The sequence below is a fragment of the Enterobacter sp. BNK-34 genome, from assembly GCF_048684445.1.
Lineage (GTDB): Bacteria > Pseudomonadota > Gammaproteobacteria > Enterobacterales > Enterobacteriaceae > Enterobacter > Enterobacter pseudoroggenkampii.
This window is the reverse complement of record NZ_JBLQUA010000001.1, coordinates 473,272-486,132: the sequence shown is the minus strand read 5'-3', so window position 1 is coordinate 486,132 and position 12,861 is coordinate 473,272. Positions and strand designations below refer to the sequence as shown.

Sequence of the window (12,861 nt, the reverse complement as noted above, 5' to 3'; positions counted from 1 at the left end):
TACCAAAAGGTTGGCGTTACGTGCCATCTGGCGGTAATTTGCACCAATCTACCATATAGCCTTACAAACGGCAGCCAAACAGCCTTGAAATTCACAATTTCATCACCATTGCTACCAGGACTCGACTCATGCAAAAACCAGATAAGTTGCCCGTGACTTTCGCCAAAAACGATGTAGAAATTATTGCACGAGAAACGCTTTATAGCGGTTTTTTTTCAATGGATCTTTACCGTTTCAGGCATCGCCTGTTTAACGGGGAAATGAGCGGCGAAATCAGACGCGAAATTTTTGAGCGCGGGCATGCGGCAGTCTTGCTACCCTTTGACCCAGTGCGTGACGAAGTTGTGCTGGTGGAGCAGATCCGCATCGCCGCTTATGACGTCAGTGAGAGCCCGTGGCTGCTGGAGATGGTGGCCGGGATGATCGAAGAAGGCGAGTCGGTCGAGGACGTCGCCCGGCGCGAGGCGCTGGAAGAGGCGGGGCTGGTGGTCGGCCGCACAAAACCGGTGCTGAGCTATCTGGCAAGCCCGGGAGGCACCAGCGAACGCTTATCCATAATGGTGGGCGAAGTGGACGCCACGACCGCAGAAGGCATTCACGGTCTGGCTGATGAAAACGAAGATATTCGGGTTCATGTGGTAAGCCGGGAACAGGCTTACCAGTGGGTAGAAGAGGGGAAAATCGACAACGCAGCATCTGTCATCGCCCTGCAATGGCTACAGCTGCATTATCAGACATTACGAAACGAGTGGAAAAAATGAAGCGCTATACGCCTGACTTCCCAGAAATGATGCGCCTGTGCGAAACCAATTTCGCACAATTGCGCCGCCTGCTGCCGAAAAACGACGCACCCGGCGAAACGGTAAGCTATCAGGTGAGCAACGCGCAGTATCGATTAACGATAACAGAATCAACGCGCTACACTACGCTGGTGGAGATTGAGCAAACGGCACCCAGCATTAGCTACTGGAGCCTGCCGTCGATGACGGTACGTCTCTATCACGACGCGATGGTCGCTGAAGTGTGTTCAAGCCAGCAGATCTTTCGCTTCAAGGCGCGGTATGATTACCCGAATAAAAAGTTGCATCAACGCGACGAAAAGCATCAAATTAACCAGTTTTTAGCCGACTGGCTAAGATATTGTTTAGCACATGGAGCAATGGCGATTCCGGTTTGTTAGCGTCATAAACCTACCTAAGGACACCATTTGGAAAGCCTGTTGAACCTGACTGTTGCTGGTGGGGCGCCAGTCAGGATATTACAAATCACCGATACCCACCTTTTTGCCGAAAAGCATGAAACGCTGCTGGGGGTGAACACCTGGGAGAGTTATCAGGCGGTACTGAGCGCCATTCACGCTGAAAACCGTGCATGCGATCTGATTGTCGCAACGGGCGATCTGGCGCAGGACCAATCTTCCGCGGCCTACCAGCATTTTGCTGAAGGCATCGCGAGCTTTAGCGTGCCTTGCGTCTGGCTGCCAGGCAACCACGATTTCCAGCCCGCCATGTACAGTTCTCTTCAGGATGCGGGTATTTCTCCGGCGAAATGTGTTTTTGCGGGTGAACAGTGGCAGATCCTGCTGCTGGACAGTCAGGTGTTTGGCGTCCCGCACGGTGAATTAAGCGAGTTTCAGCTCGACTGGCTTGAGACCAAACTGGCTGCTGAACCTGAACGTCATACGCTGCTGTTGCTTCATCATCACCCTCTGCCGGCGGGCTGCAGCTGGCTCGATCAGCACAGCCTGCGCAACTCCGCGGCGCTGGATCGCGTGCTGGCGAAGTTCCCGCGGGTGAAAAATCTGCTGTGTGGGCATATTCACCAGGAACAGGATCTCGACTGGAACGGGCGCCGCATGCTGGCGACGCCGTCGACCTGCGTTCAGTTTAAGCCGCACTGCGCCAACTTTACGCTGGATACCATCGCGCCAGGCTGGCGCTGGCTGGAACTGCATGCCGACGGCACGCTGACCACGGAAGTCTGCCGTTTGACCGGTGCAAAATTCCGCCCGGATACCGCTTCAGAAGGCTATTGATGTCTACGCTCCTTTATCTGCACGGATTCAACAGCTCGCCACGCTCCGCAAAAGCGACACAGTTTCGCCAGTGGCTGAGCGAGCATCACCCCGACGTTGAGATGATTATCCCTCAGCTGCCGCCTTACCCGGCAGAGGCCGCGGAGATGCTGGAATCCATTGTGCTTGCGCACGGCGGCGAAACCTTTGGTGTGGTCGGTTCATCCCTGGGCGGGTATTACGCCACCTGGCTCTCGCAATGCTTTATGCTGCCCGCCGTTGTGGTTAATCCGGCGGTTCGGCCATTTGAGCTGCTGCGGGACTTTCTTGGCGAAAACGAGAACCCCTACACGGGCCAGCAATATGTGCTAGAGTCACGCCATATTTACGATCTCAAAGTTATGCAGGTCGACCCGCTCGAGGCGCCGGATCTCATCTGGCTGCTCCAGCAGACGGGAGATGAAGTGCTGGATTACCGCCAGGCAGTGGCGTATTACGCCTCCTGCCGCCAGACTATAGAAGAGGGCGGAAACCATGCTTTCACGGGCTTTGAGAATCATTTCACCCAGATTGTCGATTTTCTTGGACTGCACAGCCACTGACAATCAATGCGAATTGCTAGTTTAAATCATGACGCAAACCTATAACGCTGATGCCATTGAGGTCCTCACCGGGCTTGAGCCGGTTCGCCGCCGCCCGGGGATGTACACCGATACGACGCGCCCAAACCATCTGGGCCAGGAAGTTATTGATAACAGTGTGGACGAAGCGCTGGCGGGCCATGCCAAACGCGTTGACGTCATCCTGCACGCCGATCAGTCGCTGGAAGTCATTGACGACGGGCGCGGCATGCCGGTGGATATCCACCCGGAAGAGGGCGTCCCGGCCGTTGAGCTGATCCTCTGTCGTCTGCACGCGGGCGGTAAGTTCTCCAACAAAAACTACCAGTTCTCCGGCGGCCTGCACGGCGTGGGGATTTCCGTCGTCAACGCCCTGTCAAAACGCGTGGAAGTGAACGTCCGTCGCGACGGTCAGGTGTACAACATCGCGTTTGAAAACGGCGAGAAGGTGCAGGATCTGCAGGTTGTCGGCACGTGCGGCAAACGCAACACCGGCACCAGCGTTCACTTCTGGCCTGACGAAAGTTTCTTCGACAGCCCGCGCTTTTCCGTTTCCCGCCTGACGCACCTGCTGAAAGCCAAAGCGGTGCTGTGTCCGGGCGTGGAAATCACGTTTAAAGACAACGTCAACAACACCGAGCAGACCTGGCGTTACGAAGATGGCCTTAATGACTATCTGTGCGAAGCGGTAAACGGCCTGCCGACGCTGCCGGAAAAACCGTTCGTCGGCAATTTCACCGGCGATACCGAAGCGGTGGACTGGGCGCTGCTGTGGCTACCGGAAGGCGGCGAGCTGCTGACCGAAAGCTACGTTAACCTGATCCCGACCATGCTGGGCGGTACCCACGTCAACGGCCTGCGTCAGGGGCTGCTGGACGCGATGCGCGAATTCTGCGAATACCGTAACATCCTGCCGCGCGGCGTGAAGCTGTCGGCGGAAGATATCTGGGATCGCTGTGCCTACGTGCTCTCCGTGAAGATGCAGGATCCGCAGTTTGCCGGTCAGACCAAAGAGCGCCTGTCGTCACGTCAGTGCGCGGCGTTCGTTTCCGGCGTGGTGAAAGATGCATTTACCCTGTGGCTGAACCAGAACGTTCAGGCGGCAGAGATGCTGGCTGAAATGGCCATTTCCAGCGCCCAGCGTCGTCTGCGCGCCGCCAAGAAAGTGGTGCGTAAAAAGCTGACCAGCGGCCCTGCGCTGCCGGGCAAGCTGGCGGACTGTACCGCGCAGGATCTCAACCGTACCGAGCTGTTCCTCGTGGAAGGGGACTCGGCGGGCGGGTCGGCCAAGCAGGCGCGCGATCGTGAATATCAGGCGATCATGCCGCTCAAGGGTAAGATCCTGAACACCTGGGAAGTCTCGTCTGATGAAGTGCTGGCCTCGCAGGAAGTCCACGATATCTCGGTCGCGATCGGCATCGATCCGGACAGCGACGATCTGAGCCAGCTGCGCTACGGCAAGATCTGTATCCTCGCGGATGCGGACTCCGATGGTCTGCACATCGCCACGCTGCTGTGCGCGCTGTTTGTGAAGCACTTCCGCACGCTGGTGAAAAACGGTCACGTCCACGTCGCGCTGCCGCCGCTGTACCGTATCGACCTCGGCAAAGAGGTTTACTACGCGCTGACGGAAGAAGAGAAAGCGGGCGTGCTGGAACAGCTGAAGCGTAAGAAGGGCAAGCCTAACGTGCAGCGCTTTAAAGGGCTGGGCGAGATGAACCCGATGCAGCTGCGCGAAACGACGCTGGATCCGAACACGCGCCGTCTGGTGCAGCTGACGATCAGCGACGAAGACGAACAGCAGACCAACGCAATGATGGATATGCTCCTTGCCAAGAAACGTTCGGAAGACCGTCGTAACTGGCTGCAGGAGAAAGGCGATATGGCGGATATTGAGGCCTGATGCCCTCACCCTAACCCTCTCCCACAGGGAGAGGGAATGGATCGTAGGCCCGGTAAGCGTTAGCGCCACCGGGCTTTTTTACGTCAAAACTCCATCTTCACCGTCAGCTGCACTTCGCGCGGATCGCCAATCTGATTACCCAGATTGTTGGTGGCGATAGATGAGGTGTAGTAGGTCTTATCAAACAGGTTTTTCACGTTCACCTGCAGCGTCACCGGATACTGCAGCTTCATCTTATACGCCGCAAACGCATCCGCCACGAAATAGCCCGGCAGATAGTAATCCGCACCGTTGGTTGCGGAACGACGGCTTACGCCGTGCCCGCCGCCGCCCAGCGTCAGGGTATTCCCGGCAAACGCATTGTGAATATCGTAGGTCAGGAACAGGGAGCCGGTATGGCGCGGCACGTTCGGCAGCGGTTTGCCCGCATAGTCCGGGTCTTCCAGCACCTTAGCGTCGGTATAGCCATAGCTGGCGATGATATTGGTGTTCTCGGTCAGCGATCCGGCCAGATCCACCTCCACGCCCTGGGAGCGCACGCGGCCCGCCGTTTTGGCGATGGTTTCACCCCCCACGCTTTCGTTATACAGCACGTTGCGCTTGTGGATATCAAACAGCGCGATGTTGGCGGTAATGCCGTCGAACAGGTCGAACTTTGCGCCCACTTCGTAAGCATTCGACGTTTCCGGCGGCAGGTCGCCGATGTAGCTCGCAATGGACGACTGCGGCATAAACGTCTGCGAGTAGTTGGCAAACAGCGAGACCGCTGGCGTGAGCTTGTAAACCAGCCCCAGCTTCGGCGTCCACTGTTCGTCGCGGCTGTCGGTGTTGACGTTGAACGGACGGCCTTTGCCCGCGTACTGGGTGTAATACTGATAGCGCATCCCGGCGACGGCGATCCACTTATCGGTCAGGTACAGGGCATCCTGCGCGTACGCAGAGTAGCTTTCCTGCTTGAGCGTCTGGTCGCTGTCGGACGCCGACACGGTGGTGCATTTGTCGAGATTGCCATACGTCGGGTGATAGATATTGAAATCCTTCACGTTTTTACAGCGCATCATATCTGTGCGCAGCAGATCGTAATTCTCATACGACACGCCGGTCAGGATCTCGTTGTAAAAGCCTGCGATATCCACGTTCCCCTGCAGATCCGCACGGGTGCTGTGCATGCGCTGGGTCGAGCCCTGGGTCGCATCCACGCGGCGGGTCAGGTTGCCGGTTTTTGAATCGTAGGCCATCACGCGGGCCTGGTTATCGCTGTATTTGTCCTGGCTGTAGCTGTAGTCAAACTTCGCGGTCCACTGGCTGTTGAGGCGATATTCCGCGTTGAGCTGAGCGAGGTCGGACTGGCCGTCGGTGATGTTAAACGGCTCGTCAAAGCGGGTTTTGCGATCGACATCGACGGCCTTTTTGGTGTTGAGATCGAAGATCGTTCCGCGATCGAACGGCGTCTTATAGTCACGATGCGAATAGAGCACGGTCACGGTGGCATCGTCGCCAAACCAGGTGAGCGACGGAGCGATAAAGGTGCTGCGTTCGGTGCCGAAATTACGCCAGTAATCCTCGTCCTGATATTCGCCCGTGAGGCGATACGCCAGGCGCGTGCCGTCGATCGGGCCGGTCACATCGACCTGTCCGGTGCCGCCGCCAAAGCTGGAAGAGGTGGCAGAAATCGAGCCGCCGAAGGTTTTCTCCGGGCGTTTGGTGACGACGTTAATCAGGCCGCCCGGATCGAGAATGCCGTACAGGGTCGAGGCCGGGCCTTTCAGCACCTCCACGCGCTCGGTGGCGGCATTGAAGCTGCGCGGCAGGACGGTGCGCAGGCCGTTGGTCATGATCGAGCCGTCGCGGTTCGCGCCAAACCCGCGGCGCACAAAGGCATCCTGCGTGCCGCCCAGGGTGTTGGTCTGCACCACGTTGCTGACGTTATAGAGCGCTTCGTCCAGCGTGGTGGCGTGCTGATCCTCCAGCACGTTATCGCTGACGGTATTGACCACCTGCGGGATGTCTAGCATCGGCATGTTGGTTAACGTCGCGGTGGAGGTATTCAACGGCTGATAGCCGTTGGTGGCTTCCGCCGCAGTATTTGGATCGGCGGTGACGGTAAGCGTTTCGCCGTCTTTAGCCGCGGTGGTGTCTGCTGCCTGCGCCAGCGGCGCCATAAACAGCAGTGAAAAGAGCGCGCGCCCTTTTACCCCAGAGAGTGAAGGTGTGAACGTAGCCATTACATCTGTTATCCCGAAATATCCCGCGAATGCGTTCGCGGCAAACTGTGTGAGTCATTGCCCTTTACGGTCTGTCCGTTAGCCGGAAGTGGCATCGGACATGTAATTGAGAATCATTCAACCATGCGGGAATGTAGTAGTAAATGGAAAAAAGAAAAAATCGACTACAGCGTTTAAACGTGCGGATAAGCGCAGAAGGATGTTAATTAACTTATTGAAATTAATGTTTTTATAAACCTTAATGCATTCATCTTTACTCTGGATTTCCCCTGATTTTTTCAGGGTGTTTCTTCGCTTGACTACTACATGGCGCAGCGTCAAACTCTCAAAAGAGAATGAGTTTTATTTTTATTTGTTGTTTTTTCATTACGTTGGCGTTCACGTGGCTCACAACACACACAAACCGGGTCTGGTTCTGGAGAACCTCTCTGCGGGCTATCAGAAAAAAATCATCGTTGATGATATCTCCCTTGCCATCCCTTCGCAGAAAATGACGGTGCTGGTAGGGGCGAACGGCTGTGGGAAATCCACGCTGTTGAGCACTATCGCGCGGCTGCTGCAGCCGCTGGGGGGAACCGCGCTGCTGGACGGTAAAGCCATTCATGAGCAGCCCACCAAAGCGGTCGCCCGTCAGCTTGGCATTCTCCCGCAGTCTCCGCTGCTGCCGGAAGGGTTGACCGTTTTTGAACTGGTCTCGCGCGGGCGTTTTCCCTGGCAGAACGTTATGCGCCAGTGGAGCGACGAGGACGAGCGGGCGGTGGAAGAGGCCCTGCGCCTGACCGGCACGGCAGAGTTTGCCCATATGCCGGTGGAAAGCTTGTCCGGCGGCCAGCGTCAGCGCTGCTGGATCGCCATGGCGCTGGCGCAGCAAACGCCGTATATCCTGCTTGACGAGCCGACGACGTATCTCGATCTCCGCTACCAGGTGGAGATCCTGGAGCTGCTGCACACCCTGACCCGCCAGCACGGGCGTACGGTGGTGGTGGTGCTGCACGATCTCAACTTCGCCGTGAACTACGGCGATTCGCTGGTCTTTTTACGTCAGGGAAAAGTTGAGGGCGTATTGCATGAGGGCGATGCCTGCACGCCGGAGCTGATCAAAGCGGTGTTTGATGTGGACGTGCATATGTCCCTAAACCCGTTGACCGGCAAGCCGTTCTTTATGCCGTTTCGGCAGGGCGCTGTTCAACCATGATGCGCTCCTCTCTGGCCTTCCTGATTTTTACATTGCTGCTGGTGCTGGGCGCGATTGTGCATCTTGGCATCGGGGCGCGGTTTATTCCTCCCCTAACGGTGGTGGAGGCATTCTTCCATTTCGATCCGCGCAATTTCGACCATAACGTCATCATCAGACTACGACTGCTGCGCCTCTGCGCCGCGATAGTGACGGGCGCCGCGCTCGGCGTGGCGGGCGTGCTGCTGCAGTCCGTGATCCGCAACCCGCTCGGCGAGCCGCATATTCTGGGACTCAACGCCGGGGCTGCGCTGGCGGTGGTGATTACCAGCGCACTTGGGCTGTCGCTGCCGTTTGGTCGCCCGCTCGTTGCCGCCGCCGGTGCCGCCGCGCTATTTTTGCTGGTGCTGATGTTTTCCTCGTCCGGTCGCACCGGGCTTACGCCGATGAAGGTCACGCTGTGCGGCGTGGCGATGTCGGCGTTTGCCTCGTCGATTACCGCCGCGGTGTTAATTCTGGATGAACAGACGCTGCTCGCCATGCGCACCTGGCTGGCGGGTGATATCGCCGGAGTCAATGCGCAGACGCTCCAGAGCGCCCTGTGGGCGGCATCCGCCGGTTTTGTTCTCGCTATCGGGCTGTCGCCCTCGCTCAACATGCTGGCGCTGGGAGACCGGATGGCACAGGGGCTTGGCGTGTCGCTGCTGAAAACCCGCCTGCTCGCCCTGCTGGCCATCGCGCTGCTCTGCGGCGCGGCCGTCTCTATAGCCGGGCCGATTGGCTTTATCGGCCTTGTGGTGCCGCAGCTCATCCGCCGTCTGGTGTCGGTCGATTTACGCGTGATGGTGCCGCTGTCGGCCCTGTGCGGCGCGATGGTACTGCTGCTGGCGGACATCGCTGCCCGCACGCTGTTTACCCCCTGGGAGCTGGCAACCGGCATCATGACGGCCCTGGTCGGCGCGCCCGTGTTCATCTTTATGGCGTCGAGGATGTTCAAATGAACCGGGCCGGACTCCGCGCGATCCGCGTTGGCCACCTGTCGGCGCTGGTTCGCCCGAAAGCGCTGGCGTATCTGTCGCTTATCGCGCTGGCGGCGCTAAGCCTGCTGGGCTTTGGCCTGACGCACGGTTCTCTGCCCATTCCAACCTCCGTCATCGGGCGTGCGCTGTTTTCGCCTGAAAGTCTGACGGCGGAGACGCGCTACGTCGTGATGGATATCCGCCTGCCGCGCCTGCTGATGGCGGTGTTGTGCGGCGCGATGCTCGGCATGGCGGGGGCGGCGATGCAGTCCATCACCCGCAACGGTCTGGCTGACCCGGGGCTTATCGGCGTGAAGGAGGGCTGTAGCGCGGCGGTACTGCTGCTGATTTTTCAGTTCCCGGCGCTGAGCCTGGCCTGGCGTCCGCTGGTCGGCATGGCCGGTGGGCTGCTCACCGCGCTGCTGGTTATCGCCCTGGCGCGCGATATCTCGCGTCCGCGGTTCATCCTGATCGGCATCGGCGTGTCGTGGGCGTTTGCCGCGGCAATGGGCGTCTTTATCACCACCGCCGACGTGCGCGACGTGCAGACGGCGATGCTGTGGCTGGCGGGAAGCCTGCACGCGGCCAACTGGACGCTGGTAGGGCTGGCCGCGCTCTGGACGGCTCCCGCGTTTGCGCTGCTGCTGTTTACCGCCCGGGCCGCGGACGTGGCGTTGCTCGGCAATCAGGCCGCCGCAGGTCTTGGCGTGCGTACAACCCGGCTGGCGCTGCTGCGGGTTCTCGCCCCGGTGGTGCTGACGGCGGCCTGCGTCTCCTGCGTGGGCAGTATTGGCTTCGTGGGGCTGATTGCTCCGCACATGGCGCGCCTGCTGCTGCGCGGTGGGCAAACCGCGCTCCTGACGGGAAGCGCCGTGCTGGGCGCGCTGCTGGTGCTGCTGGCGGATAACGTCGGACGTCTGGCATTCCTCCCGCTGCAGCTGCCGGCGGGGATTGTAATTTCATTGATTGGCGGACCGTTTTTCCTGCTGCTGCTCTGGCAGCGTCGGGACAGATTTTAGGGGACTATGATGCGCATACTGTTTTCGATGCTGTTGCTGGTGGGGTTCGCGGTGAGCGCGGCGGAGCCGACGCAGGTATTTACCGACGATTTGGGACGCAAAGTCGTTGTGCCGGTTCATCCGAAGCGGATTGTTTCATTACACGATCTGGATATCACCATTCCGCTGATTGAGCTTGGCGTGCCGCCGGTGGCGAGCCATGGCCGCACGCGGCCGGACGGCAGCCACTTTCTGCGCTCCAGCGGCATGTTGACCGGCGTCGACTTCGATAATTCCGATATCAAATTTATCGGCACGGCCGATATCGACATAGAGGCCATCGCCGCCGCAAAGCCTGACCTGATTATCACCGAGCCGACGCGCAACACCCCGGTGGAACAGCTGGAAAAAATTGCCCCGACGGTGAGCATCGATCATCTCGACGGCGGCGCGCCGGAAATCTACCGCAAGCTGGCGCAGCTCACGGGCACGCAGGCAAGGCTAAACACTCTGGAACGCCGCTATCAGGAACAAATCAAGGCGCTGAAGGCGACCATCGACACGCGCAAAATCACTGTGTCGGTGATTCAGGCTAATCAGGGGAAAATCAACGCCATGCACAGCTACCACTCGCTGGGTCGCGTGCTGCGCGACGCCGGATTCAAATTCCCGCCACTGATTGAGTCCATCCCGGAAGGGGGGCGGATTGACGTCAGCGCCGAGCGCCTGCCGGAGCTGGATGCCGATTTCGTCTTCGCCACCTGGCGCGGGGATACGGGCGGTAAACCGCAGGACGAGCTGGCGGCGATGGATGCGGTCATGCCGGGCTGGTGTCAGTTCCTGAATGCCTGCCGAACCGGGCACTACGTGCTGATCTCGCGTGAAGAGGCGATCTCGAATTCGTTCGCGTCATTAGGGCTGATGGCCGCGCAGGTGCAGTCGCAGATTGCCGGGCGTCCGCTGCCGGAGGCGTCACGGTGATCCGAAGAGTCGATGTTTACGGTGAGAGATTCCGCTCGCGCGCGCATCAGCTGACGCCGCGTCTGCTGCAGGTCGCACGCTACATCCATGACAACCGCGAGGCGGTGATGGAGCAGACCGCCATGGAGATTGCCGCCGTATTGAAAACCTCGGATGCCACGGTGGTCCGCGCCATTCAGGCGCTGGGGTTCGCCGGGCTGCGCGATCTCAAGCAGACGCTGGAGCAGTGGTTTGGCCCGGTGGTCACCTCCAGCGAAAAGATGTCCACCACGGTGAACACGCTCGCCAGCGACGTTAACGCGAGCATTGATTTCGTGCTGGAGGGGCATCAGCACACCTGTGAGGTGTTATCCGAGCCCCACAACCGCTACGCGATGGCGCAGGCGGTCTCTCTGCTGGCGCAGGCGAGGCAGGTCGCCATATTTGGCATTGGCGCCTCCGGCATTCTGGCCGAGTACACCGCCAGGCTGTTCAGCCGTATGGGATTACCCGCCACGCCGCTCAACCGTACCGGGATAGGGCTTGCCGAGCAGCTGATTGCGCTTCAGCGCGGCGACGTGCTGGTAATGATGGCGCAGAAATCCGCGCACCGGGAGGGGCAAACCACCCTGCGTGAAGCAAAACGTCTGGGCATTCCCACCATCCTGCTTACCAACGCCCTTGATTCGCGTTTCAGTAAGGAGGCCAGCGTGGTGATCCACGTTCCGCGCGGCGGCGAAAAGGGCAAAATCCCGCTCCACGGCACGGTGCTGCTGTGTCTGGAGATGATCATTTTGTCCGTCGCTTCTACCGAGCCGCAGCGCACCATCAAGTCCATGAAGCGTATCAACGAGCTCCATCGCGGGTTAAAACCGGGGAAGAAAAGCAGCTAAAAACAACAAAGCCCGGTGGCGCTAGCGCTTACCGGGCCTGGATCTGTTCTCCCTCTCCCCTGGGGAGAGGGCCGGGGTGAGGGGAAACTTAAACCCCTTGCTCCAGGATGCGGATGTGGGTTTCCAGCACGTCGCCCTTCACCGCGTCGCTCCACGCTTTCATGTGCGCGGTCTGCAGATGCGCTTCAAGATGCGCGACGGTTTCCCACTGCTCAACCATGATGATCGAGTCCGGCGCGGTCGCCTGGAAGCTGGCATCAGTGGCGGCATCCACCATCGGCGCGTAGCCGTGGCAGCCTTCTTCTTTCAGTACGGTCGGGATAATTTTCGCGAACTGATCCAGCACCGCCTGGCGGTGATGTTGACCTGGACGAGTACGGATTTCTGCGATAACGGTAAGCATGTTTACTACTCCTTTAATTCCAGGCTACCAGTTAAGCAAAAATTTTCGCGAGATGCTTGCGATATTCTGCGATATAGCTCGGGACATCAGGCATTTTAATCACGTCGTTGACGATAAACGTCGGCAGCGGATCCATGCCCAGGAACTGATTCGCCTTGTGGAACGGCAGGTACGCGCCGTCCACGCCCACGCCTTCGAAGAACTGATCTTTCTCGGTGAAGGCTTCCAGCGGCGCGTTCCAGGTCAGTGACAGCATATATTTTTTGCCCTGAATCAGACCGCCTGAACCGTATTTTTTGGACGCGTCAGAGCGGGTGCGACCGTCGCTGGCATACAGTGAGCCGTGACCTTCGGTGAACACGTCGTCCATGTATTTTTTTACGGTCCACGGCGCGCCCATCCACCAGCCTGGCATCTGCCAGATCACCACGTCAGCCCACAGGAAGTTCTGCACTTCTGCTTTCACATCGTAGTTGCTGTCTGCACGCACGACCTTAACATCATGCCCGGCGTCGCGCAGGAAACCATCCGCGACCTCGGTCAGGGTGTCATTTAGCTGGCCTTTAGAGTGCGCAAATTCTTTTGCACCGTTAATAATCAGAATGTTGCTCATTATTTGTCCTCGACGATGAGAGTATGCCGGGTATTCTAC

13 protein-coding genes are annotated in these 12,861 nt (G+C 58.8%); 10 read left to right on the top strand and 3 right to left on the bottom strand.

Annotated elements, in window-relative coordinates:
• Nucleotides 1-128 precede the first annotated feature (128 nt).
• From nudF to parE, 5 genes are read left to right on the top strand one after another with little or no spacing between them, the layout of a single operon-like run.
• Nucleotides 129-761: an ADP-ribose diphosphatase gene (nudF, locus tag ACMGG5_RS02455; protein ID WP_024906492.1), complete on the top strand. Its 633-nt coding sequence runs from the start codon at nucleotides 129-131 to the stop codon at nucleotides 759-761.
• The gene (locus ACMGG5_RS02450) at nucleotides 758-1,180 is read left to right on the top strand and encodes a DUF1249 family protein (protein WP_014833293.1); all 423 of its coding nucleotides are present in this window, start codon (nucleotides 758-760) and stop codon (nucleotides 1,178-1,180) included. The genes nudF and ACMGG5_RS02450 overlap by 4 nt, the downstream gene beginning before the upstream one ends.
• 27 nt (nucleotides 1,181-1,207) lie before the next feature.
• A complete protein-coding gene (gene cpdA, locus ACMGG5_RS02445) occupies nucleotides 1,208-2,035 on the top strand; it encodes a 3',5'-cyclic-AMP phosphodiesterase (RefSeq protein ID WP_024906493.1) in 828 nt (275 codons plus the stop codon).
• Nucleotides 2,035-2,616 (top strand): esterase YqiA, encoded by a 582-nt coding sequence (gene yqiA, locus ACMGG5_RS02440; RefSeq protein WP_008502976.1) that lies wholly within the window; start codon nucleotides 2,035-2,037, stop codon nucleotides 2,614-2,616. Before cpdA ends, yqiA begins: the two co-directional genes overlap by 1 nt.
• A 28-nt stretch (nucleotides 2,617-2,644) precedes the next feature.
• On the top strand, nucleotides 2,645-4,537 hold the full coding sequence (gene parE / locus ACMGG5_RS02435) for a DNA topoisomerase IV subunit B (protein ID WP_032650257.1): 1,893 nt from the start codon (nucleotides 2,645-2,647) through the stop codon (nucleotides 4,535-4,537).
• Nucleotides 4,538-4,620: 83 nt separating this feature from the next.
• Here parE and ACMGG5_RS02430 read toward each other — a convergent pair whose 3' ends face one another.
• Nucleotides 4,621-6,762, bottom strand: a complete 2,142-nt coding sequence (locus ACMGG5_RS02430; RefSeq protein WP_420277455.1) for a TonB-dependent siderophore receptor — start codon at nucleotides 6,760-6,762, stop codon at nucleotides 4,621-4,623.
• Nucleotides 6,763-7,144: 382 nt separating this feature from the next.
• Between ACMGG5_RS02430 and ACMGG5_RS02425 the strand changes: the two genes are divergently transcribed.
• The 5 genes from ACMGG5_RS02425 to ACMGG5_RS02405 are packed head-to-tail and all read left to right on the top strand — an operon-like array spanning nucleotide 7,145 to nucleotide 11,806.
• A complete protein-coding gene (locus ACMGG5_RS02425) occupies nucleotides 7,145-7,957 on the top strand; it encodes an ABC transporter ATP-binding protein (RefSeq protein WP_420277454.1) in 813 nt (270 codons plus the stop codon).
• Nucleotides 7,954-8,937 (top strand): FecCD family ABC transporter permease, encoded by a 984-nt coding sequence (locus ACMGG5_RS02420; protein WP_420277452.1) that lies wholly within the window; start codon nucleotides 7,954-7,956, stop codon nucleotides 8,935-8,937. The genes ACMGG5_RS02425 and ACMGG5_RS02420 overlap by 4 nt, the downstream gene beginning before the upstream one ends.
• Nucleotides 8,934-9,974 carry a FecCD family ABC transporter permease gene (locus tag ACMGG5_RS02415; RefSeq protein ID WP_420277450.1) on the top strand — a complete coding sequence of 347 codons (1,041 nt, stop codon included), beginning with the start codon at nucleotides 8,934-8,936 and terminating at the stop codon, nucleotides 9,972-9,974. Before ACMGG5_RS02420 ends, ACMGG5_RS02415 begins: the two co-directional genes overlap by 4 nt.
• Nucleotides 9,975-9,983: 9 nt before the next feature.
• The gene (locus tag ACMGG5_RS02410; RefSeq protein WP_024906499.1) at nucleotides 9,984-10,934 is read left to right on the top strand and encodes an iron-siderophore ABC transporter substrate-binding protein; all 951 of its coding nucleotides are present in this window, start codon (nucleotides 9,984-9,986) and stop codon (nucleotides 10,932-10,934) included.
• Complete coding sequence (locus ACMGG5_RS02405) at nucleotides 10,931-11,806, top strand: MurR/RpiR family transcriptional regulator (protein ID WP_048990494.1); 876 nt, start codon at nucleotides 10,931-10,933, stop codon at nucleotides 11,804-11,806. The genes ACMGG5_RS02410 and ACMGG5_RS02405 overlap by 4 nt, the downstream gene beginning before the upstream one ends.
• Nucleotides 11,807-11,894: 88 nt before the next feature.
• Here ACMGG5_RS02405 and ACMGG5_RS02400 read toward each other — a convergent pair whose 3' ends face one another.
• Together ACMGG5_RS02400 and ACMGG5_RS02395 are read right to left on the bottom strand one after the other, a co-directional pair.
• The gene (locus tag ACMGG5_RS02400) at nucleotides 11,895-12,209 is read right to left on the bottom strand and encodes a putative quinol monooxygenase (RefSeq protein WP_008502984.1); all 315 of its coding nucleotides are present in this window, start codon (nucleotides 12,207-12,209) and stop codon (nucleotides 11,895-11,897) included.
• 31 nt (nucleotides 12,210-12,240) lie between these two features.
• Nucleotides 12,241-12,822 carry an NAD(P)H-dependent oxidoreductase gene (locus ACMGG5_RS02395; protein ID WP_024906501.1) on the bottom strand — a complete coding sequence of 194 codons (582 nt, stop codon included), beginning with the start codon at nucleotides 12,820-12,822 and terminating at the stop codon, nucleotides 12,241-12,243.
• Nucleotides 12,823-12,861: the final 39 nt, after the last annotated feature.